Source organism: Betaproteobacteria bacterium, from assembly GCA_016720855.1.
In the GTDB taxonomy this organism is placed as follows: domain Bacteria; phylum Pseudomonadota; class Gammaproteobacteria; order Burkholderiales; family Usitatibacteraceae; genus FEB-7.
Genome location: JADKJU010000001.1, coordinates 117,501 through 140,184 on the forward strand (window position 1 = coordinate 117,501; position 22,684 = coordinate 140,184).

Annotated in this window: 13 protein-coding genes and 1 tRNA gene (1 of these 14 running past the window's edge); 9 read left to right on the forward strand and 5 right to left on the reverse strand. The window is 67.7% G+C overall.

Going from position 1 to position 22,684, the window contains the following annotated elements; translation table 11 throughout:
- Positions 1 to 1,008, forward strand: partial view of a HAMP domain-containing protein gene (locus IPP91_00490; protein MBL0140570.1) — the 3' portion only. 702 nt of this gene lie to the left of the window's left edge; the window shows 1,008 of its 1,710 coding nt (coding positions 703-1,710); the start codon falls outside the window, past its left edge; the stop codon is at positions 1,006 to 1,008.
- A 79-nt stretch (positions 1,009 to 1,087) separates the two neighbouring features.
- Here the strand turns inward: IPP91_00490 and IPP91_00495 are convergent, their stop codons facing one another.
- The 4 genes from IPP91_00495 to IPP91_00510 are packed head-to-tail and all read right to left on the reverse strand — an operon-like array spanning position 1,088 to position 5,895.
- Positions 1,088 to 2,293, reverse strand: coding sequence for a pyridoxal phosphate-dependent aminotransferase (locus IPP91_00495; protein MBL0140571.1), 1,206 nt, complete (start codon positions 2,291 to 2,293; stop codon positions 1,088 to 1,090).
- On the reverse strand, positions 2,290 to 3,951 hold the full coding sequence (locus IPP91_00500) for an iron ABC transporter permease (GenBank protein ID MBL0140572.1): 1,662 nt from the start codon (positions 3,949 to 3,951) through the stop codon (positions 2,290 to 2,292). The genes IPP91_00495 and IPP91_00500 overlap by 4 nt, the downstream gene beginning before the upstream one ends.
- Positions 3,948 to 4,907, reverse strand: coding sequence for an ABC transporter ATP-binding protein (locus IPP91_00505; protein ID MBL0140573.1), 960 nt, complete (start codon positions 4,905 to 4,907; stop codon positions 3,948 to 3,950). Before IPP91_00505 ends, IPP91_00500 begins: the two co-directional genes overlap by 4 nt.
- A gap of 4 nt (positions 4,908 to 4,911) precedes the next feature.
- Positions 4,912 to 5,895: an extracellular solute-binding protein gene (locus tag IPP91_00510; GenBank protein ID MBL0140574.1), complete on the reverse strand. Its 984-nt coding sequence runs from the start codon at positions 5,893 to 5,895 to the stop codon at positions 4,912 to 4,914.
- A 139-nt stretch (positions 5,896 to 6,034) separates the two neighbouring features.
- On the opposite strand from IPP91_00510, the gene IPP91_00515 reads away from it, so the two are divergent.
- The 7 genes from IPP91_00515 (at position 6,035) to IPP91_00545 (ending at position 18,010) form a co-directional block, all read left to right on the forward strand.
- On the forward strand, positions 6,035 to 8,164 hold the full coding sequence (locus IPP91_00515; protein ID MBL0140575.1) for a PA0069 family radical SAM protein: 2,130 nt from the start codon (positions 6,035 to 6,037) through the stop codon (positions 8,162 to 8,164).
- 371 nt (positions 8,165 to 8,535) lie between these two features.
- Positions 8,536 to 8,611, forward strand: a tRNA-Glu gene (locus IPP91_00520).
- 253 nt (positions 8,612 to 8,864) lie between these two features.
- Positions 8,865 to 9,509, forward strand: a complete 645-nt coding sequence (locus tag IPP91_00525; protein ID MBL0140576.1) for a response regulator transcription factor — start codon at positions 8,865 to 8,867, stop codon at positions 9,507 to 9,509.
- Between the two features lie 102 nt (positions 9,510 to 9,611).
- Positions 9,612 to 10,001 (forward strand): hypothetical protein, encoded by a 390-nt coding sequence (locus IPP91_00530; GenBank protein MBL0140577.1) that lies wholly within the window; start codon positions 9,612 to 9,614, stop codon positions 9,999 to 10,001.
- A 188-nt stretch (positions 10,002 to 10,189) separates the two neighbouring features.
- On the forward strand, positions 10,190 to 12,661 hold the full coding sequence (locus IPP91_00535; GenBank protein MBL0140578.1) for a hypothetical protein: 2,472 nt from the start codon (positions 10,190 to 10,192) through the stop codon (positions 12,659 to 12,661).
- A gap of 45 nt (positions 12,662 to 12,706) precedes the next feature.
- Complete coding sequence (locus IPP91_00540) at positions 12,707 to 16,138, forward strand: hypothetical protein (GenBank protein MBL0140579.1); 3,432 nt, start codon at positions 12,707 to 12,709, stop codon at positions 16,136 to 16,138.
- An 18-nt stretch (positions 16,139 to 16,156) separates the two neighbouring features.
- Complete coding sequence (locus IPP91_00545; protein MBL0140580.1) at positions 16,157 to 18,010, forward strand: caspase family protein; 1,854 nt, start codon at positions 16,157 to 16,159, stop codon at positions 18,008 to 18,010.
- 69 nt (positions 18,011 to 18,079) lie between these two features.
- On the opposite strand, the gene IPP91_00550 is transcribed toward IPP91_00545, so the two are convergent.
- Positions 18,080 to 19,054 carry a DUF72 domain-containing protein gene (locus IPP91_00550; GenBank protein ID MBL0140581.1) on the reverse strand — a complete coding sequence of 325 codons (975 nt, stop codon included), beginning with the start codon at positions 19,052 to 19,054 and terminating at the stop codon, positions 18,080 to 18,082.
- A 108-nt stretch (positions 19,055 to 19,162) separates the two neighbouring features.
- Here IPP91_00550 and IPP91_00555 point away from each other — a divergent pair, with 108 nt between their 5' ends.
- Complete coding sequence (locus tag IPP91_00555) at positions 19,163 to 22,681, forward strand: indolepyruvate ferredoxin oxidoreductase family protein (protein MBL0140582.1); 3,519 nt, start codon at positions 19,163 to 19,165, stop codon at positions 22,679 to 22,681.
- The last annotated feature ends 3 nt before the right edge of the window (positions 22,682 to 22,684 follow it).

Here is a 22,684-nt window from a genome sequence, read left to right on the forward strand (position 1 = left end):
ACGGCCATCGTTGTCGATCGCCGGGACGAGCTGGGGAAGCTGCTGCAGGCGCTTGGCGAGATGCAGGACGCGCTTCGCCGGGTCGTCGGGGACGTGCGTTCGTCCGTGCAGGACATCGCCACCGCCTCCATCGAGATCGCGCAGGGCAATGCCGACCTTTCCTCGCGCACCGAGGAGCAGGCCTCCTCGCTCGAGGAGACGGCCTCGTCGATGGAAGAGCTCACCAGCACGGTGAAGCAGAATGCAGGGAACGCGCAACAGGCGAATGAGCTTGCGGCCGGAGCCTCGAGCGTGGCGGTGCGCGGCGGCAAGGTGGTCAGCCAGGTCGTCGAGACGATGGACGGGATCTCGCAAAGCTCCAGGAAAATCGCCGACATCATCGGGGTCATCGACGGCATTGCGTTCCAGACCAACATCCTCGCGCTGAATGCCGCAGTGGAAGCCGCAAGGGCGGGCGAGCAGGGACGGGGGTTCGCGGTGGTGGCCAGCGAGGTGAGAAGTCTCGCCCAGCGCAGCGCGGAGGCGGCCAAGGAGATCAAGTCGCTGATTCAGGACTCGGTGGGCAAGGTGGAGTTCGGGGCCCGGCTCGTGGACGAAGCGGGCAAGACCATGGACGAGATCGTCACCAGCGTGAAGCGCGTGACGGACATCATGACCGACATCACCGCCGCGAGCCAGGAGCAGAGCAGCGGCATCATGCAGGTGAACCGGGCGATCACCCAGATGGACCAGGTGACGCAGCAGAACGCGGCGCTGGTGCAAGAGGCCTCTGCCGCCGCCGAGAGCCTGAAGGGGCAGTCGAGCCGTCTTTCGCAGGCGGTCGCGGTGTTCCGGCTGGGCGACGATCGGGACCACCTCGATGCGTCCGGCGCGCCGGCCCGGGCGAGCCACGCGCCGCGCGCGGAGCGATTGGTGTCTCTGCCAAAGCACGAGCGCAGAGACGTGAGCCTCGGCAGATCCGTCCAGAGAGTGGACGACGGCGGCGCGCAGGAGTGGCAGGAATTCTGACGCCTGCGCTGCACGCGACTTCCTGGCGTTCGATCCGCGGCACGCTTTTCCCGGAAGGAGTTGCTCTCCCGCGGCACGTTTACCCCAGGTTGCCGCACGCTTCCTTCAGCCGCTTCATCCCTTCCTCCAGCGTGGCGTCGGACGCGGCATAGGAAATCCGGAAATGCCCGGCCAGTTCGAATGCGCTGCCGGGCACGAGGGCCACGCCGGCCTCCTCGAGGAAATACATGCACAGGTCCATGTCGGTGGCGATGAGCTTGCCCTTGGGCGTGCGGCGTCCGAGCAGGGCGTGGCAGCCGGGAAAGACGTAGAACGCACCGTCCGGGACCGTGCACTCGACGCCTTCGATGCCGCGCATGGCGGCAACGACCAGGTCGCGGCGGCGGCGATAGGCCGCGACGAAGGGGGGGAGGAAATCCATGGGTCCGTCGAGCGCCGCGACGGCTGCCGCCTGGCTGATCGAACTCGTGTGCGAGACCGATTGCCCCTGCACGAGATTGATGCCGCGGATCAGCTCCGCCGGTCCCGCGCCATAGCCGCAGCGCCAGCCCGTCATCGCGAAAGCCTTGGAGACGCCGTTGATGGTGAGGCAGCGCGACGCCATCTCGGGCACTACCGCGGCCATGGTCGGGAAGGGCGTGTCGAGGTACCGGATTTTTTCATAGATGTCGTCGGACATGAGCCAGACGTGCGGGTGGCGCAGCAGGACCTCGGCCAGTGCCTGCAGCTCCTCGCGCGTGTACTCCGCCCCGCTCGGATTGCTCGGCGAGTTGAGCATCAGCCACTTGGTGCGGGGCGTGATGGCAGCCTGCAGCTGCTGCGGCGTGATCTTGAATCCGCTCGCGGCGGGACAGGGCACGATGACGGGCACGCCCTCGGCCAGGCGCACCATCTCCGGATACGAGACCCACGCCGGCACTGCCACCACCACTTCGTCGCCCGGATCGACCGTGGCCTGCAGCGCGTTATAGAGCACCTGCTTGGAACCCACGCCAATGGTGATCTCCCCGGGCTTGAACGCGATGCCGTTGTCGCGCTCGAACTTGCGCATGATCGCGGCGGTGAGCTCGCGCGTGCCGGGCACGTCCGTGTAACGCGTCTTGCCTGCGTCGATGGCGGCCTTGCCCGCCTCGCGGACGTGAAGCGGCGTATCGAAGTCCGGCTCGCCCTGCGCGAGCGACATGATCGAGCGCCCGGCGCGCGCAAGCTCGTTGCCCAGGCGCGTCATCTCGCGGGTCATCGGAGGCTGCACGCTCGCCACGCGCCGGCTGAGGAATGTCGTCATTGGATTGCATCCACCTTCACGCGGAAAACCCATCGCGCGATCGCGAGGGGCACGAAGATCGCCAGCATGAGGATCACGCTGTAGGCGCTGGCGAGGGCCAGACGGCCGCTATCGACCTGCTGGAAGATCTCGATCGGCATGGTGCTCATGCCGCCGTAGTACAGAACGATGGTGGTCGACAGCTCCGAAAGCGACGTGACCCACATGAGGATCGCCGCCGCGGCCACCGCCGGCCTGATGAGCGGCATGACGACCTTGAAAAAGCTGCGCAGCGGCGGCACACCGAGGCTGATCGACGCCTCCTCGATGGAATCGCGCACGTTGTGCAGGGGCCCAACGGCTGCGCGCACGCTGTTCGGGATCCGCCGCAGGAAATAGGCTAGCGCCATGATGATCCACGTGCCGGTGAGCACCAGCCAGCCGGTATTGAACGTGTTCACCAGCGCGATGCCGAGCACGGTTCCGGCGATGGTAAGCGGCAGCATCACGAGGACGTCGAGCGTGCCGGTGAGTGCGCTGCGGCGCTTCACCACGAGGTACGCAACGGCCACCGAGAAGATCACGCCCGCCACGGTGGCGATGGCAGCGAGCGAGAGCGAATTCCAGAGCGGTTGGGCGGACTTGGTGAGCGCCGTGGTCATGTGAATCAGCGTGAAGCCACCGTAGCTCAGCACCGGGCCCCTGGACGGCGTGAACGCCGTGATGACGGCGACGACGGCCGGCGCCATCGACAGCATGACCACGAGCACCACGAGTGCCGCGGCGACCGTTCCCGCGACACCGCGGATGGGAATGGCGAGCGGTGTGCGCCCCGACTCCATCTGGTACTGTCCGCGCTCGATCACGAGCTTCTGCACGGCGAGCATCACGACGCCGAGCAGCACCAGCAGCGTGGCCATGGTGGTCTGCATCTGCGGGTTGCCGCCCAGCTCGCTCACGAACTCGTTGTAGGCCTTCACCGCCAGCACCGGCGTGCGTGCGCCCAGGATCGCCGGTATGCCGAAGCTGCCGATCACGTGGGTGAAGACCACCAGCGCCGCGCCGAAGATAGACGGGAGGATGAGCGGCAGCGTCACTCCCGTGAGCACGCGAGGCAGCGGGCGCCCCAGGCTCATCGCCGCCTCCTCGAGATTGCCGTCCACCGCCTTCAAGCCGACCAGGATCATCACAAACGCGTACACGTAGCTGTTGAGCGTCATCACGAAGATGAGACCCCACCACGAATAGAGCGAGCCGATCTGCCAGTCCGCCGGCAAGAGCCACGTGTTGACGATGCCCTGCCGCCCGAGGATCAGCGTCCATGCGGCGGCGACCACCACGTCGGGGATGACGAGCGTGACCAGCGGTAGCGCCGTCACCCAGCCGGAGAAGCGGAACCTGCATCGCGCAACCAGCACGGCGAGCGCGCCACCGACGATCATCGAGGTGGCCGTTACCGCGCCGCCGAGGATGAGCGTGTTCCACAGGGAATCCCGATACGCGCGATCACGGAAGAATGTCGCGTAACCGCCGAGCCCGTAGCTGCCGTCGGTGCCTCGGAAGCTGTACGCAAACGTGGTCACCAGCGGCCAGACGAGGAACAGACCGAGGACCGCGAAACCCGCGAGCGTCACCATCGTCCACGCCGGATCGCGCTTCCAGGACATGACCGCGCTCATGTGCCCTCCACCACACGCGCATCGGCCGGAATCTTCAAGAGCACTTCCTCGCCGCGCTCGTGGACACGGCCGTGCTGCACGCTCCAGGTATCGACATGGACGATGCCTGTGGCCGTCCTGATCCGGTAACCCGTGATCGATCCCCGGAACTCGACACCCTCGATCACTCCCGGAAGGTCACCTCCCCCGATCTCGATCTCCTCGCGCCTCACCACCTTGAACTTCCCATCCCCCAGCGGAATCAGGTTCGCGCTGCCCAGGAAATCCGCGGCGTATCCATTCGCGGGCCGCGCATAGATCTCCACCGGCGTCCCCATCTGCACGATTCTGCCGCGATCCATGACCGCGACCACGTCGGACATCGCCAGCGCCTCTTCCTGGTCGTGGGTCACGAATACCGTGGTGACCTTCAACTCGATCTGCAGCTCGCGGACCATCGCGCGCAACTCCACCCGCAGCTTCACGTCGAGCGCCGCCAGCGGTTCATCGAGGAGGAGCAGTTGCGGATCGATCACCAATGCGCGCGCCATGGCGACGCGCTGGCGCTGCCCGCCCGAAAGCTTCGCGGGCGGGCGATTGGCCATCGAACCCAGCCCCACGCGCTCGAGCATCGCCATGGCCCGGGCTTTCGCCTCCTTCGCTGCCACCCCGCGCGCCTCGAGCCCGTACATCACATTGGCGAGGGCGGAGCGGTCGGGGAAGAGCGCATAGTCCTGGAACACCATGCCCACGCCGCGCCGGTGCACGGGCAACGCGGTGACGTCGCGATCGCCGAACCACACGCGGCCAGCGTCGGGCACCACGAAGCCTGCGAGCATGCGCAGCAGCGTGGTCTTGCCGCAGCCCGAGGGCCCGAGGAGGGTGAATAGGCGGCCCGACGGGAACTCGAGGTCGAGGTCCGTGAAGAGCGCCTGTCCGTCGTACGCCTGGGTGACGCGTTCGAAGCGGATGCGCATGCGGCTAGCGCGCTGCGGCGACCATTTCCTTCCACGAAGCGATGAAGGCCGGCTGCGCGGCGGCAGCCTTCACGTCATCGATGGGCGCCACCTTGAAGGTCGTGGTGCGCGGGAGGCCCACCTTGGTGGTGTCGACGTCGTCGCGGATCGGACGACGGAAGAATCTCTTCACGAGCATCTCCTGCGCCTGGCTGGAGGAAAGGAAGTCGTAGAATGTCTTCGCCTCCGCAGGATTGGGCGAGCCCTTCACGAGCGCCATGCCCTCCGGCGCGATGAAGGTGCCCTCGCTGGGATAGACGATCTCGATGTCCTTGTTGCCGCCGGAGACGTACTCCTGCGCGGCGTACTCCATCGTCATGCCGACGGCGTATTCGCCCTTGGCCACGCCGTCGAAGACCTGCGAGGCGGTGTTCACGATCGTCGCGTTCCTGGCGATGCCCTTGAGGACCTCCTTGCCGAGGGACTGCTCGATACCCCAGAGCGTTGCGAGGGACGAACTGGTCTTCTCCGGATCGCTCACGACCAGGCGGTCCTTCCAGCGCGGGTTGACGAGATCCGACCACGTCCTGGGCATCGGATCGCCCTTCAACGCACGCTTGTTCACCATGATCACCATCACGTGGGCGTTGGTGCCGACCCACAGGCCGTTCTTGTCCTTGTAGGCCGCCTGCACGCCCGCGGTCTGCGCGGACTGGTACGGCGCGAAGTAGTCCTGGTAGAGGCGCAGCACCGAAAAGCCGCCGGACCAGAAGATGTCCGCCTTTGGCGCGCCCGCCTCGGCCTTGATCCGTTGCATCATCGCGCCCGTGCTGCCGCGCACCGCCGAAATCTTGATGTCGGGGTACTTCTTGTTGAACTCCTCGGTGACGGCGTTGATGGCGTCCACGCTGTTGGAGGAATACAGGACGACTTCACCGGCATTTGCATGGATCGTGGCGAGAGCGGCGGCGGCTGCGAGGGCGAGGGAAGCCAGGCGTGTGCGGGACATGGGATCTCCGGGGTTTCAGGCAAGACGCACGCATTATCACCCAACATGGCGGACTCGGCTTTTTCTGGGCAGGCCCGGCCGGTTATCCACAATCGCGCGCGTCCGTGGATACCCGGATGAGCCCGCCATACCATTCGCCATGGCGATGAAGACGACGGCGGGAAATCACGGCGCGACGGCGAAAGGCCGGGGCGCGGGCGCCAACCCCGAGGGCCGCTTCGAGAAGGTCCGGCGCGAGGCTGTCGACGACGGCTGGCTTCGGGAGCCGACGGACGATCCGGCACGGCCGAAGACCACGGTCACCATCGAGCTGGCGAAGTCCATCATTTCGCGACACGATTCGCCTGACCTCAACTTCACGCAATCGGTGAATCCGTATCGCGGCTGCGAGCATGGCTGCATATATTGCGCATCGGGCGATACCCTGATCCTGATGGGAGATGGCCGGACGCGACCGCTGTCCGCATTGCGCGTGGGCGACGAGATTTTTGGCACGAGGCGGGTGGGATGGTACCGCCGCTACGTCAAGTCACGCGTGCTGGCGCACTGGAGCACGATCAAGCCCGCATGGAGGATAACGCTGGAGGATGGGACGTCGCTCGTCACCAGCGGGGACCACCGCTTCCTGACCGAACGCGGCTGGAAGTTCGTGACGGGCGCCGTGTCGGGCCGCCTTCGCCGGCCGCACTTGACGCTGGTCAACAAGCTTTTGGGGACCGGCGCGTTCGCCCAAGGTCCGGTGCAGGGCGGGGATTACCGGCGCGGCTACCTTTGCGGACTGATTCGCGGAGACGGGCACCTCAAGTCGTACCAATATGAGCGCTGCGGCAGGTGCTGCAACCTTCACGGTTTCCGTCTTGCCTTGTGCGATCCGGAAGCGCTGCTGCGGGCGCAGGACTACCTTCTGGACTTCGAGATTGCCACGCAGGAGTTCGCGTTCCAGTCCGGGGCCCGGGCGCGGCGCGCGATGCATGCCATACGAACCCATGCATTGCCGAAGATAGACTCGATTCGACGCCTGATTGGCTGGCCTTCGCAGGCGAACCGGGAATGGTCGGCCGGCTTTCTCGCGGGTATTTTCGATGCCGAGGGAAGCTTCAGCCAAGGCGTCCTGAGGGTTTCGAATGCCGATGCCGAATTCATCGGGTGGATCGCGAAGTGCATGAGTTCCTTCGGTTTCGAGTTCGCCGTGGGGCGCGGTGAGCGCGGGCGCCTCCGGCCGATAGAGGTGGTGAGATTGAGGGGAGGATTGCGTGAGCACTTGCGGTTTTTCCACAGCGTTCTACCCGCGATAACACGCAAGCTGGATATCACTGGCCAGGCGCTCAAGAGCGATTCGCGCCTGCGCGCTACCTGCATAGAGCCCCTGGGAAAGGCCTATCGCCTGTATGACATCACGACGGAAACCGGGGATTTCATCGCCAATGGGGTCGTGAGCCACAACTGCTACGCCCGTCCGTCCCACGCCTACCTCGGCCTCTCGCCCGGCATCGACTTCGAGACGCGGCTCTTCGCCAAGGACGACGCAGCGCGCCTGCTTCGGGAGGAACTCGCCCGCCCGGGCTACCGGTGCGAGCCGATCAACATCGGCTCCAACACCGACGGCTACCAGCCCATCGAGCGTTCGCGCCGCATCTCGCGCTCCATTCTCGAAGTGCTTCACGAAACGTCGCATCCGGTGGCCATCATCACGAAGTCGGCGCTGGTGGAGCGCGACCTCGACCTCATCGCGCCGATGGGAGCAGAGGGGCTTGCCGCGGTTGCCGTTTCGGTCACGACGCTGGACGCGGGCCTGGCGCGGCGCATGGAGCCGCGCGCGAGCGCGCCCTCGCGCCGGATCGAGGCCATTCGCCGGCTTGCCGCTGCAGGCGTCCCCGTGGGCGTCAACGTCGCCCCGATCATTCCCTTCCTCACCGACCACGAAATCGAGTCCATCCTCGACGCGGCGGCGCAGGCGGGGGCCGCCTGGGCGAGCTGGACGCTGGTTCGCCTGCCCTGGGAAGTGAAGGACCTGTTCCGTGACTGGCTCGAGCATCACGTGCCGCTCAAGGCCGCGCACGTCATGTCGCGCCTCAACGAGATGCGCGGCGGTCGCGACAACGATCCTCGCTTCCGCACCCGCATGACCGGCGAAGGGCTGCTCTCGGACCTGCTGCGCCGCCGTTTCGAGGCGGCCTGCACGCGCCTTGGTGTCGATGCCGGGCCGCCAATCCTCGCGCGCGATCGATTCCGCCCGCCCCGGATCGGCGGGCAGCTGCGCCTCTTCTAGGCGCCGCCCTCCACGATGGCGCGCGCCAGCCACTCTGGAGGGGGGGGGTTCGGTGGGGGGGTGAGCCGCCCCTGGGCGGCGGGGGGGGGGGGGAACGGGTCGGCCGGGGGCGGTCGGGGGGGGGGGGGGGGGGGGGGGGGGGGGCCGGGGGGGGGGGGGGGGGGGGGGGTGGCGAAGACGTGAGGGTGCTGATCTGTGGTTTGAAGAAGAAGCAAGAAGAGGCTTGTTCGTGGCGGGCGCATGGTCCAGGTAGGCGACTGTTGCGCCTGCAAGGGGCATAGTGGGTCAGAGCGCGAACTGGACGAATTGCATGATAATTCCGTGTCCTCGATTGCCCTCTGAACCGCGCGGCCACCCCTGCCGATTCTCTTGTCCCCATCGTCTAGAGGCCTGGGACACCGCCCTTTCACGGCGATAACCGGGGTTCGAATCCCCGTGGGGACGCCAAAAAAAAAGCGACACAGCCCGCATTGCGCGGGCTTTGTCGCTTTTGGCTCCAAACCAACGGGTTAGCTTCAAAGGGGCCAACCCCGCACTTATCGGTTCGGCTTGCGGGAGCGCAAACAATTTAACAGATGTTGCGCAAGACACGGCATATGTAGCAGACTTTCAGGACCTTCCGGTGGCACAAGAGCAGAGCCGCAAGGCTGCGGTGCGCTGAGCGCGCTGCTCACGGAAAGCAGGCAGCAGGGAGGCTTCGATGATCCGGATCCTGATCGCAGTGGAAGTGCCCTTCTACCGGGAGGGCTTGGCCGAGCTGCTGAACAAGAGCGGCGAGGTCCAGGTGGCTGCCGCCGCGAGCGACGCGGAATCGGCCGAGCGCCTCGCGCGAATCGAGCTTCCCGACCTGGTCCTCTTCGACGTGGGCATGGCCGACATCGCGGAAGCAATCGAGCGGCTCCGGGTCCTGCCTTCGCCGCCCAAGCTGGTCGCGCTGGCGGTGAACGAGACCCCCGAAGCGGTGCTGACGTGGATCGAGCACGGCGTCGCGGCCTACGTTCCCCGCAGCGCAGCGCTCGAGGACCTGCTCTCCATTCTCAAGGGCGTCGCGCACGAGGAGTTCCACTGCTCGCCGCGCATGGCGGCGCACATCATCCACCGCATGGCGCTGCTCGCCTCGGGCTCCAGGTCCGGGGCCAGCCTGATCGACGAGCTCTCCCCGCGAGAGCACGAGGTGCTCTCGCTCCTCGCGCGGGGGCTGCCCAACAAGGCGATCGCTCGCCATCTCGAGATCTCGAACGCGACCGCGAAGAACCACGTCCACAACATCCTCGAGAAGCTGAGGCTGCACCGCCGCAGCGAGGTTGCCTCGCTGATGAGCGAGTCGCATCGCCGCTCGGCCTAGGAGCCGCGCAGGGCTCGCGGGTCCGGCCCGGACCCCTCGGTCCATTGCCGCTTTCGAGCGGCGTTCGCATACTCGGCGCGTTTCTTCGAGCAGGCATTTGCGATGTCCATGACGCGCGTTGCGTTCGCGGGACTTTCCCCGCTTCGCGAGGGAATCGTCCGCGATGCCCTCGGCCGCGCGGGAAAATTCCAGGTGGTCGAGCCCTGGACGAGCCTCTCGGCCCTGCATCAAGGCGGGCAAAGAGGCGCGCAAGGGGAGGAGGGAACCGACATCCTGTTTGTCGAGCTGGAGGAGGCGCACCTGCCCGGCGCGTTGCGCGCCATGCTCGCCGGCACGTCGCGGCTGCGCATCATCGGCCTGTCGGTCGACGCGGCCTGGGCGACCGTCTTCGAGCTGCGCGAGCACCAGACGGTGCTCCTGCAATGCGTTGCCGACGATCTTTGCGCCGCCATCGATGCCGCCGCCGGCACCGGCGAGGCGCGACTGGTCTGAACCTTCGCTCCATCCAGTCCGGACCCTAGGGTTCATTTACCGCCGCCATCGGAACCTCTAGTCTCGCCGGGAGCTTGAAGGGCGAAAGGTGGCGTGCAATCGAGCTTGACGGTCGCTCGCAACCGGGGTGGATTTCCCGCCGCGGTCGCGCGAACGAAGACCAAACCCCATTCGTACGGAGGCTTCATATGGCTGCAAACGCAATTGGCCCGGTCATGGTCGGCGGGTTCGAGGAATTTGTCATCCAGGACGAGTCCGGCGAGGAATACACGCTTCTCTTCCTGCCCGATCGCAACAACGACGAACTGCAGGCCGCGCGCCAGCCGCCGGTCTTCTACTACGTGCCGGAACAGGTGAGGCTCGCGCGCAAGGGCGACACCAAGGACTTCAAGTTCCGCCACATCCACTTCGTCGGCATCGCCGACGAGTCCTCGATCGGGGTCGAAAAGGGCGAGACGCAGGGCGGCGTGCTGGCGTTCACCACGACCTCGCGCTATCCGACTTCCGTGCTCAAGCAGGCCGAGAAGCAGATCCTCGAGCGGTTCAGCGGCAAGAACGACAAGTACTGGGGCCTGCGCACGAACGTCGCGCCCTCCATCCGCATTGCGCCGATCGCGAAGAACACGACCGCGGTCGCCAACATCGCGCCGCAGGCGGACGGCTCGCTGCCCTCCGAGGCCGCGGGCACCGAAACGCCCGCAGCCGGCGGTGGAGCGGCCGCGCCTGCCGTCCCGGGCGGTGTACCTGCCGGCGGCGTTCCCGCCGCGGGGGGTGACGCTGGCTCGGCACCGGGCGCAGACGCCGGCCCGCGCGGGGTCATCACGCGCGGCTTCAACGCCATGCGTCCCGTGCCGCACGGACGCGACTTCCGCGCGCCTTCGTCCGCGCTGAATCCGTGGGCGTGGAAGATGGAGGGGCAGGGGCCGGGCTCCGTCACCGGCGGGGAGAACGCCTTCGCCGCCCTGCTCGGCCCGATGCCGAGCGAGATCCTGTGGGCCGGAGCCCACGGCGCGTACACGCCGCTGGTAGTCACGCAGAACCTGGTGCTGCCGATGTGGACGCAGCTCATGCGCGTGAAGATCACCGGGAGCTGGAGCCGCATCTTCACGCATTTCTCGAGCCACGTGAACGCGCGTTACATGTGGGCGTCGGCGGACATCAAGGCCGAGTTCAACCAGCTGCGGCTCAAGGGCGACATCAAGGTGGTGGTAGACATCGACGGCACGATGCCCGGCGGCGCCGAGCTGGAGAAGTCTATCAATCAGCGCATCGACCTGATCGTGCAGCTCTTCACGGAGCAGGCGAAGAAGGTGATCTTCGATCCCGCGCCGCCCAACCTGCAGCCGGCCGAGGCGCCGAGCGGCGGCTTGCTGGGCAGCCTCTTCGGCGGCAGCGCCGGGCTCGCGGTCAAGTTGCGCCGCGACGAGACCTACGTGGACCTGAGCTACGACGAGACGCGCTATTTCCGCTACCTGCAGCCGCACACGATCAGCTCGTCCCTGCAGGGCTTCTTCAACGAGATCCAGAACGACCCGACCGCCGAGAAGAAATACTTCCAGCGCCTGGTCCTGGGCGGCCTCGGCACCAAGGTGCGGCGCTTCGTGAAGCCGGTGGTGAACTGGCCCGACAAGGCGGCGCGCTGGGCCGGCCAACCGGTCGCTTTCCTGTCCGCACAAGTGGGCTATCCCGGGCAGCAGGGGCAGATCCAGTGGAAGCCGTGCACGTTCCAGAAGTCGGATCCCGCCGATACCACGTTCAAGCCGGAATTCGTCGAGCTTCGCAAGGACGAGGTCACCAATCCGCCGGCCAACTGGGAACCCGACAAGACCTTCGTGAAGCGCAAGGTCCACCTGCTCGAGCCGCCCGGCGCGACGGAGTTCCCGTTCCAGCAGGTCGTTGTCGAGCGCAACGTCATGGAGCTCGATGCCGGGCCCAACGGCACGCTCACGAACGACAACATCCTCGAGGTGCGCGCCGACCAGATGGGCATGCTTGACCTCGGGCCGATCGCGCTCGGCGCGTCGCTCGGATCCAACGCCGAGGTGGTGGAGGTCGAATTGCGCGTGAAGGGCCGCCGCACCGACGGCGTGGACCGTATTAACACCTCGTACCGCTTCCGCTGGACCAACGCCGACCAGGATGAGGGACGGTTCCTGATGGTGTTCACCGGACAGCCGGATTTCGTCGCGGCGTACCAGTACCGCGTGCACGTCACCGTGAAGGGCACGATCTTCACCAAGGGCCAAGCGTGGTCCGGCCCCTGGGTCGACGGGGCCGGCAACGGAGCGCTCATGGTCGATGTGCCGTCGCCGGACGCTCCGGGCGTCACCATGCGCAGCCTCACCGCGCGCGAGATGTTCGTCGAGGGCGTGGTGCGTGCCGTGGAAATCCCGGCGGCTGTCGGCGAGCCTGCTGTTGCCCCGGGCGAGCCCGGCGCGCCGCCCTTGCCGGCAGCCCCGGGAGTGGGTGCGCCGGGTGCGCAGGGTGCACCGGGCGTGCCTGTCGCTGCCGAGGCCGGGGCCCCGTCGGCGCCGGGCGAGTCGCGGACGGCTCGCGGGATACCCGAGCCGCCGCCTCCGCCTCCGCCGCCCTCCCGCGGGCGCGGCGTAGTTCCGGCGACGGCCGATCGCACGGTCTCCGGCTACGAGACGACGTCCTGACGAGAGGTCGAGGGTGAAAAGCGAGGGTCTTAACGGAGCTGCATCATGACGGCGCCCCAGGGCCCTCGCGCCGGTGTGCCGTGGCAAACGATGGAGACCGGGGTGGCGCCTCCGTGGCCGGCCCAGTGGCTCATCCTGCTGCCGGATGCAACGGAAGAGCTGGATCACGCGCTCCTCCGGGACCCGATCGTGGCGCGCGGCGCGCAGGGCGATCCGGTCTTCTCGCTCACGCTGCTGCTCGAGCGCGCGCCGCGGCCGGAGGAGGGCAACGTCTCGCCCCTCGTCGCCGGTGGTTTCCTGTCGCTCGACCTGATGCTTTCGGTTCCGCCTTCCGTGCGCGAGGCCGCCTCGCGGCAGGTCGGCCGCGACGTGATGCCGATGTTCATTCGGCAAGGCACCGTCCGGCTCGGCGCCACGCGCGAAGGCGAGTCGCAAGTGCTGGCCTCCGCGACCTGGAGCGGAACGAGCCTGCGCGCGGGACTCTCGGCCGCGCTGCGCCGGGACGAGGCGCTCGAAGTGCTGCGCGCGCTCGACGGACAAGCCGGCACACTGCTGCGCGCGAGCTACTCCGCGGACTTCCGCACATCCGCCGCGGACGCGAAGGCCATCGTCAGCGGCTACTACGCGGAGGTCTTCGATTTCTTGCGGTCGCGCTTCGGCGAGCGCGACTCGATCCAGATGCGCGAGCTGGAAGATGCATTCGCCGAAATGCTCGCTCGAGGCATTATCGATGCGAGCGGTCCAAGCGGGGGCCGCATCGAGGGGCACGAAGCGGGGCCTGCCTTGAAGGGATTCCTTCGGATCGCATCGCCGATCCTTTCGCGGGAGGCCGATGGCGGATTCCGGATCCGCCGCGAGCGGCCGCATCCCGTGATGCGATTCGAGTTCGAGGAAAGCATGGGCTGCTCGCCGGAGCAGCGGCACGCGGGCGAAGCGCCGCTCTCGAAATCGCTCGCGGGCCTGCTCGACGGGCGCAAGCGCGATGCCTTCATCCGGCTCACGGTTCCCGGCAGCGATCTTTCGCCGGAGAATCCCATCGGTCCCGCACCACGGCGCATGCGCATGCGCAGCGCGCCGCGAAGCTCATCCGGCTCCTCGCGCCTGGCGGTGCAGGGAGAAGGGGCCGTGTCCATGACCTCAGCGATGCGCGCGAACGTCCCGGCGGTCGCTGCAGGCAAGCTGGCGCATTCGGGCCTCGCGCGGATCGACACGAGCATGGTCCACGCGGCCGGCCGCGTGAATCTTTGGTGGCTCGACGATGTGGTGGCCCACGGCGGCGAATCGCCCGCGCGTCTGCCGATCGTGCAGAAGAGCGATGCGCCGCTGTGGCGCGATCGCGTCGATGCGCGCCGGTACTGGTACGCACCGGCCATCGCGCCGGTGCTGCCCGCGGCCAGCGCCGACCCTGCCGCGAGCCCGTTCCTCTTCAGCTTCCAACGCGTGGGCTCGGGACCCGGCGGGGAGGCGGCGCTCCAGGGCACCGTGCGCATCTCGGCGCGACTGGCGATGTCCGACGCGTCCAAGGCCGCGCTCAATGCGGCTGCGGGGGACGGCGCATCCCAGGTGCCGCTCGGCAACCTCTCGGTCATCTTGTCGGTGCCGTACCTGGACACGCAGGCCAATTTGCTTCGACGCGCTGCGTTCCAGGGCAGCGCCACGCTGGGCGGCGACACGCTCACGGCGAGCTTCGCGCTCATCAACAGCTCGCTGCGCATGACGTATGGCGCGCTATCGGGCGTCGAGCCCCAGTCCGAGCCCCCGCGGCTCGAGATCTCGTACACCTATCCCGCGTACGTTCCTTCCGACGAGACGAAGCTCGATGCCGCATTCGCCGGCAAGATCTCGATGACTGCCCTCGCGGCGAACAGGATCGACGCGACGCGCATCGGCTCGCGCGGCTATGCCGAAGGCGGCGCGGCGGTGTTCGATTTCGGCGGCGGCGAAGTGCGATTCCGGCCCGAGGCGCCCATGCCTTCGCGCGGCGACCGTCCGGCATTCGCCGCCGTGGCGCTCTCGCCGGCTGCGGCTCACGGGGGCGGGACGGCGGTGGCCGCGGCCGCCGCGCCCGTGACCGTCATGGCGAGCCCGGTGATCGCACCCGCCGTCGTGGCGCACGTCCAGCCCGCCATCGCGCGGCCGCCGCTCGCCGTTTCCGCCGCGGTCTCGGAGCTGCTGCGCAAGGTCCAATACGTGCGCCGGACCGTCCTGCGCCAGGAAATCCTCGACCTCTCGTTTCCGTGCAATTCAATGGGAGCGTTCTACCGCGAAGTTCGCGAGGGCCTCGGCGTAGCCATCGGCTGCACGCAGGCGATCCGCCTCGGGCAAGCCGTCGTGCGCCAGTACGAGGAGATCGCCGCGCTCGCCACGGCGAGCTTCCGCGTGTATCGCTCGCTCCAGCAGCCGGAGCGATTCCTCGTGCTTCCGGCCGCCTACCGAATCACGCGCTATTCGCCGGCGATTCCCGGCAGGGGCTGGCGTCCCGCGGTCGCGGCATTCACGGTTCTTGACCCGGGCGTCGAGGCGAACAACCGCATCCTGTTCGAGGCGACGCTGGAGCCCGACCTCGCGCTGCATGCGCGCCGCGAGCTCGTCGATCGCCTGGTGGCCGAGGCGCGCAATCCCGTGATCGAGTATCCGACCGAGATCGACGCCGAGGTGGAGTACGCGTGGCTCGTGGGAGCCGCCGCGAAGGTGGAAGTCGAAGTGCTGAAGCTGGCCGACTCCTTCCAGGTGAGCCTCGCCACCGATCTCGCCGGGGCGCTCCTGCTGAAGGCAATGATCCAGAACACGGGCGTGAGCGGTACGGCCACGTTCCGGCTTCCCGATGGCACCTCGCTCTCGACGGTCCTCTCGTTCGAGCTCGACAAGATCGTCGGACCCTGGACCACCGGCCCCCTCGAGATCGCGGCCGCCGGGACGACGGCGAGCCTGCGCAACGCGATCGAACGTCCCGTGGACGTGGATGACGTGATCGCCTATGCCAGGTCGGGCATGTCGCAACGCGTTCCGGTGGATGCGACGCTCCAGCCGGGCGAGACACGTACCGTCGCGATCCCGGCTGGAAGCACCGAGATCTACGCCGTGGCGGTGCTCGCGCCCGGAACGCAGCCGGCGATCGAGGAGATCCGCAGCTTCGTCGAGGAGGTGAGGACGAACGCGACGTTCATCGACCTCGTCAACCGCGACAACCACGGGCTCCTGCGGCTCGACGTGGAAGCGCAGATGAAGGACGTGCCCGGCGGCGCGAGGCCGGTCGCGATGGCCGGCGAACCCTCTGCTGGGTCGCTGGACTTCCTGCTGCCGATCACGACTTACCTTGCGAAGCACGTCCTGCAGTTTCGCGTGGCCAAGACGTTCCGCCCGAAGCCGGGCGAAGCGGCAACGGCTCCCCGTTTTACGCGATGGATCGACTGGGATCTCGAAACGGCGGGCGCGGTCGTGAGCCTGACCTGGGATCTCTTGGGCGAAGGCGATTAGCCAAAAGGAGACGACATCATGCCAAGAGGGCTTTCCATACACATCGGACTGAATTCCGTGGATCCCGCCAAGTACGGCGGCTGGGACGGCCAATTGAGCGGGTGCATCAACGATGCGCGCGACATGAAGGCCATCGCCGACCAGCTCGGCTACACGTCGTCGCTCATGACCGATTCGCAGGCCACTGGGGCGGCCGTCGTCCAGGCGATCGGCCAGGCCGCGCAGCAGCTTTCCGGCGGCGACACGCTGCTGCTCACGTATTCGGGCCACGGCGGGCAGGTTCCGGACGCCAATGGCGACGAAGCGGACGGGCAGGACGAAACGTGGGTGCTGTGGGACCGGATGCTGATCGACGACGAGCTCTTCGCCTTGTGGTCGCGGTTCGCCGCGGGGGTTCGCATCTTCTTGCTGTCCGACAGCTGCCACAGCGGCACCGTCGCGAAGATGATGCAATACAGCGAGATGACCCAGAGCCCGGTGATGCAGAAGGCCTATCGGCGAACGGCGCGAAGCCTGCCTCCGAAGTTCCGCCTCGCGCCCTGGGAGACGACGCACGAGATCTACCAGCGCGATGCCGACATGTACAAGTCGCTGCAATGGGTTGCCGGCGGCGACCGCGCGGCCGTCGTGGCCTCCGTGATCCTCATCTCGGGATGCCAGGACAACCAGCTCTCGTCGGACGGCGCCCGCAACGGCCTCTTCACCGAGACGCTGCTGAGCGTGTGGGACGGCGGCTCGTTCAGCGGCACGTACTCGACGTTCCACGGGGCCATCATGGCGCAGATGCCTGCGTCGCAGACGCCCAACCTGTTCAAGGTGGGCACGGCCAATTCCGCGTTCGAGTCGGAGAAGCCATTCACCATCGGCGGCACGGCGGCCCAGCCGGCCGGGCGGCCGAGCATCACCGCGCCGGCGCAATTCACCAACGCGTCGACGCCGCCCACGTTCACCGTGAACCCGGGCGCGAACCGGTACTACGCGGTGGAGGTCACGACCAATCCCTACTTCTTCAACAACGCGCAGTACGGCTCGCAGCGCACCGACGACAGTTTCTTCGCGACCTGGAAGACGCCGCCGTTCCTCGGTGGCCCCTATCCCGCTTCCTACACGATGCCGCAGGCCCCGTGGGATCGGTTGCGCGCGGGCGGCGGCGCGCTCTACTACCGCGTGTGGGCGAGCGACGCGGCGACGAGCTGGACGAACGCCGCGAGCAGCACCGCGGATGCGCAGGCGGCAAGTGCGCCATCGATCCAGCTGACGGCCGCCGGCGCCAGCACCGCGGTTCCCGCCGGCGACCAGGCACCTACCATCCAGGCGCCGGACAGCATGCCTTACGGGACAACGCCGAGCTTCACGGTGAATCCGGGCGCGGGCCGCTTCTACGCCGTCGAGGTCACCATCAATCCGTACTACTTCATGACGACCGAGTACGGCGCGCAGCGCAGCGATGACAATTTCTTCGCGTCGTGGAAGGCGAGGCCGTACCTGAGCGCGCCGGGCTATCCGGCGACGTACACGGTGCCGCAGTCGGCATGGGAGCGGCTGCGCAGCACCGGCCAGCGGCTGTACTACCGCATGTGGGCGACCGACGATGCGAATGCGTGGCGCAACGCCTCATGCACGACGCCGGATGCGCAGGCGCTGCAGGCGCGTTCGTTCGCGATCGCGCGCGAGGCGGCGCCCGAGGGCCGCGGCACGCCGGACATCGCGACACCCCTCTACAACGCCTGCCTGCACGCAATGGCCATCCAGGACAACATGGGCGCTAGCGAGTCGTTCACGGCCTTCCTCGCGGTGGCCGCGCCTGACGATTCGCGAAGGGCATACATCCAGCGAAAGATGAAGGAGCTGACGGCCGCTGCGCCGCGATGATGCCGGGCCGCCAATCCTGGCGCGCGATCGATTCCGCACGCCCCGGATCGGCGGGCAGCTGGGCCTCTTCTAGGCGCCGCCCTCCACGATGGCGCGCGCCAGCCGCTCGAGCGTGAGCGGCGCGGAGCCTTCCGCCTTGTGGTTCGCGATCACCCACGCTTCGTCGCCGCGCGCGACGCAGACCCTGCAGAGGCCGGCGATCGCGATGCGTGTGGCCGGATCCTCGTCCACGAGGCGATCGAAGGGGGCGTAGCGCGACTTTGCCTCCTCGTACGCAAAACCCCCGTGCAGGTTCCAGCGGATGATCATCGGCCCGGCGCCGAGCGTGGTGGCGGCCGCGGCCTGCACCTGCACCGCGGGCATGCGCGCGTGCACGCTCAGGCAAAGCCGAACGCCGGACTGCGCGAGCGCGCGCATGGTCTCCGGACCGATCAACTCCCGGTCGCGCAGTTCCACCGCGTAAAGCGGGCCGGCAGGCAGCCCTCGCAGGAATGCGCCGAGCCGCGCGGCGAAAGCCCGCGGTTCGCGCGTGGCCGCGCGGCCCTGCGGGGGAAACTGGAAGACGAGGGGCCCCGCCGACGCGCCCAGCCCGGCCAGGCAGGGGGTCACAAAGAGATCGCGGGCTGCCGCGGAATCCATGAAGTGCGGGCTGGGCTCGCGGGATTCGAAGTTGTAGGCGGCGGTCAGCGCCTGTGGCGCCTTCACGACGAAGCGGAACCCGCCGGGGACCTGCTCCCCGTAGCGGCGATACTCCCCCTCGGCGATCGGTGCGTAGAAGGTCCGGTCCAGTCCCACGGTGCGCAGCAGCGGATGACGGGCGTAGGTTGCGAGACCATCGCGCGACAGGACGCGCTCGGGAAGCGCGCGGTCGTAGACAATCCCCGCCCAGCCGGAGAACGCCCACGACGAAGTCCCGAGGCGGATGCCGGGAGGCAGCAGCGCGGAGAGGCGGCGAACTTCGTCATTGCGCGCGGCGGGGCATTCGCTGCCCGGCGCCGGGTCAGGGACCGTTGAATCGCCGAACAGGTCGAGCTGCGCGTTCAACGCCGGGCGCCATCAATGGTATTCTCTTGCCCCATTTGCTACCGGAGGACACAATTTTCCGGCACCGGCAACGCACTGCCCCAAAGCATCCATTTTGAGGATTCCCCGATGTCCGCTGTCCCCACCTCCCTGGAAGACAAGTATACCCGCGAGGCCGGCCGAGTCTTTCTCAGCGGCACGCAGGCGCTCGTGCGCCTGGCGATCGTGCAACGCAGCCGCGACCTTGCTGCGGGGCTCGATACGGCGGGGTTCATCTCGGGATATCGTGGCTCGCCCCTGGGCGGATTCGACCAGGCGCTGTGGAAGGCGAAGAAGCACCTTGAGTCGCACCACGTCTTCTTCACCCCGGGGGTGAACGAGGAACTCGCGGCGACGTCGGTGTGGGGTTCCCAGCAGGTGGGCCTTTTCCCGGCGTCGAAGTACGACGGCGTCTTCGCCATGTGGTACGGCAAGGGCCCCGGCGTGGACCGCTGCGGCGACGTCTTCAAGCACGCCAACGCCGCGGGTACCGCGAAGCATGGCGGCGTCCTGCTCATCGCGGGCGACGACCACGCGTGCAAGTCCTCGACGCTTCCGCACCAGTCGGAACACGCGTTCGACGCGGCAATGATCCCCGTGCTCTACCCGACGGGCGTGCAGGAGATCATCGAGCTCGGGTTGCATGGATTCGCGATGTCGCGCTTCTCGGGCTGTTACGTGGCCTTCAAGACGGTCTCCGAGACGCTCGATTCCTCCGCGTCGATCGAGGTCGATCCCGCGTTCCCGGGGATCGTCCTGCCGGGTGAAATGGCGCTGCCCCCCGGAGGCATGAGCATCCGCTGGCCCGATGCCCCCATGGAGCAGGAACTGCGGCTGCAGCGCCACAAGATCTACGCCGCGCTCGACTATTGCCGCGCAAACCGGCTCAACCGCATCACCATCGACTCTCCCAATCCGAGGCTCGGCATCATCGCGTCGGGGAAGTCCTACCTCGATGTCCTGCAGGCGTTGGCCGATCTCGGCATCGATGAGCGCCATGCCGCCGAGATCGGGATCCGCCTTTGCAAGGTGGGAATGCCCTGGCCCCTGGAGCCCAACGGGGTGCGCGAGTTTGCCCAGGGGCTCGACGAGATCCTGGTGGTGGAGGAGAAGCGCCAGCTCATCGAGTATCAGATGAAGGAGCAGCTCTACAACTGGCGGGACGACGTGCGCCCGCGCGTCATCGGGAAGTACGACGACCATGGAGAGTGGGAGGCGAGCCGCGGCGAGTGGCTGTTGCCGGCCGCCGGCGAGCTCACGCCGGCCATGATCGCGCGCGTCATCGCGGCGCGCATCGGCAAGTTCTACACCTCGAAGATCGTCGAGGCGCGCCTCAAGTTCCTCGAGGCGAAGGAGGCCGCGCTCGCCCGCCCGCGCCCGAAGGCCGCGCGCATCCCCTATTTCTGCTCCGGCTGCCCGCACAACACCTCGACGCGCGTGCCCGAAGGCTCGCAGGCGCTGGCCGGCATCGGCTGCCATTACATGGCCATCTGGATTCGTCCCGAGCAGACGATGACCTTCACGCAGATGGGAGGCGAGGGCGCGCCGTGGATCGGCATCCAGCCGTTCACCGGGATGAAGCACGTGTTCGCGAACCTTGGCGACGGCACGTACTCCCACTCGGGCCTCCTCGCCATTCGCGCCGCGGTCGGCGCGAACGTGAACATGACGTACAAGATCCTCTTCAATGACGCGGTCGCCATGACGGGCGGGCAGCCCCTCGACTGCGCGCTGACCGTCCCGATGGTCACGCGGCAGGTTGCCGCGGCCGGGGTCGGGCGCATCGTCATCGTGACCGACGAACCGGAGAAATACCGCGCGGTGGGCGACCTGGCAGCCGGGACCACGATCCATCACCGCGACGAGCTGGACGAGGTGCAGCGGATGCTGCGCGACATCCCCGGCGTCACTGTGCTCGTGTACGACCAGACCTGTGCCGCCGAGAAGCGACGCCGCCGCAAGCGCGGCACCTACCCAGACCCGGCCCGGCGCGTGATGATCAACGAGCGTGTCTGCGAGGGATGCGGCGATTGCGGCGAAAAGTCCAACTGCCTTTCCATCGTCCCGGTCGAGACCGAGTTCGGCCGCAAGCGGGCCATCGACCAGAGCAGCTGCAACAAGGATTTCTCCTGCGTGAAGGGCTTCTGTCCCAGCTTCGTGACGGTGGAAGGAGGCAGCCTTCGCAAGCGAAAGGCCGTGGCACGCGAGGAGCCCTGGGCGCTGCCCGAACCGGTGCTTCCGGCTCTCGATCAGCCATGGGGAATCCTCGTGACCGGCGTTGGCGGCACCGGGGTGGTCACGATCGGCGCGCTGCTCGGCATGGCGGCACACCTCGAGGGCAAGGGCGCCACGGTCCTCGACATGACGGGGCTCGCCCAGAAGGGCGGCTCGGTCTACTCGCACATCCGCATTGCGGCTAGGCCCGGGGACATCCACGCCGTGCGCATCGCGGCCGGGGAAGCCCGCGCCGTCATCGGGTGCGACATGATCGTCGCCGCCTCGGACGAGGCCATCGCGAAGATGCAGTCCGGGAAGACCCGCGCCGTCGTCAACGTGGATGTTTCGCCCACGGGCGAGTTCACGAAGGATCCGGACCTCAGGGTACCCCGCGACGACATGGCCGACGCGATCCGCGAGGCGTGCGGCGCCGGAGCGACCGACTTCGTCGCGGCCGGGGACCTTGCAACCTCGCTCCTGGGCGACTCGATCGCGACCAATCTTTTCATGGTGGGCTTCGCCTGGCAGCGCGGCCTGGTGCCGCTGGGGCGCGTGGCCATCGTGGAGGCTATCGAGTTGAACGGCGCCGCCGTGGAATCGAACCGGGCTGCGTTCGAATGGGGGCGCCGCGCGGCCGTCGATCTCGCTTCAGTTGGCAAGGCAGCGGCGCCCGCCGACGAGGACCCGGAAAGCCGGCGCGTTTCCGCGGATATCGAGGAGGCGATCGCGCTCCGCTGCAAGGAGCTGGTGAAGTACCAGGACGAGGCCTATGCCGCGCGCTATGGGGAGCGTGTCAGGCGCATACGCGAGGCCGAGTCGGGCAGCGTTCCCGGTTCGACTGCGCTGTCTGCGGCGGTCGCGCGCTACCTGTACAAGCTCATGGCCTGCAAGGACGAGTACGAGGTGGCACGGCTGCACACTGACGGCGAATTCCTCGCCCGCGTGGCGAGCCGGTTCGAGGGGGACTACCGGGTACGCGTCCACCTGGCGCCGCCCTTGTGGTCGAAGATGGACCCCGCGACCGGAGAGCCCCGCAAGCGAAGCTATGGCCCGTGGATGTTCAAGGCCATGGCCGTGCTCGCCCGGTTCAAGGGGCTGCGCGGTACGGCACTCGATCCATTCGGGTATTCGCAGGAGCGGCGCGAGGAGCGGCGGCTCCTCGCGGACTACGAGGCCGTGCTGGACGAGATAGTCGAACGTCTTTCCCCGGAGACGATCGCCACCGCCGTCGATCTCGCCTGCCTGCCGGAACACATCCGCGGGTTCGGCCCGGTGAAGGCGCGCCACATGGCTCAGGTCGCCGAGCGACGGACAGCGCTGCTCGCGCAGCTTCGGGACCCCGCGCAGGCCGCGGCACGAAACGCGGCGATCACGGTCAAGGCCGCGGCCTGACTT

Excerpts from the sequence above, each read along its gene's own strand:
- IPP91_00495 (MBL0140571.1), bottom strand. The coding sequence starts at position 2,293 with ATGACGACATTCCTCAGCCGGCGCGTGGCGAGCGTGCAGCCTCCGATG.
- IPP91_00500 (MBL0140572.1), bottom strand. The coding sequence starts at position 3,951 with ATGAGCGCGGTCATGTCCTGGAAGCGCGATCCGGCGTGGACGATGGTG.
- IPP91_00505 (MBL0140573.1), bottom strand. The coding sequence starts at position 4,907 with ATGCGCATCCGCTTCGAACGCGTCACCCAGGCGTACGACGGACAGGCG.
- IPP91_00510 (MBL0140574.1), bottom strand. The coding sequence starts at position 5,895 with ATGTCCCGCACACGCCTGGCTTCCCTCGCCCTCGCAGCCGCCGCCGCT.
- IPP91_00515 (MBL0140575.1), top strand. The coding sequence starts at position 6,035 with ATGGCGATGAAGACGACGGCGGGAAATCACGGCGCGACGGCGAAAGGC.
- IPP91_00525 (MBL0140576.1), top strand. The coding sequence starts at position 8,865 with ATGATCCGGATCCTGATCGCAGTGGAAGTGCCCTTCTACCGGGAGGGC.
- IPP91_00530 (MBL0140577.1), top strand. The coding sequence starts at position 9,612 with ATGTCCATGACGCGCGTTGCGTTCGCGGGACTTTCCCCGCTTCGCGAG.
- IPP91_00535 (MBL0140578.1), top strand. The coding sequence starts at position 10,190 with ATGGCTGCAAACGCAATTGGCCCGGTCATGGTCGGCGGGTTCGAGGAA.
- IPP91_00540 (MBL0140579.1), top strand. The coding sequence starts at position 12,707 with ATGACGGCGCCCCAGGGCCCTCGCGCCGGTGTGCCGTGGCAAACGATG.
- IPP91_00545 (MBL0140580.1), top strand. The coding sequence starts at position 16,157 with ATGCCAAGAGGGCTTTCCATACACATCGGACTGAATTCCGTGGATCCC.
- IPP91_00555 (MBL0140582.1), top strand. The coding sequence starts at position 19,163 with ATGTCCGCTGTCCCCACCTCCCTGGAAGACAAGTATACCCGCGAGGCC.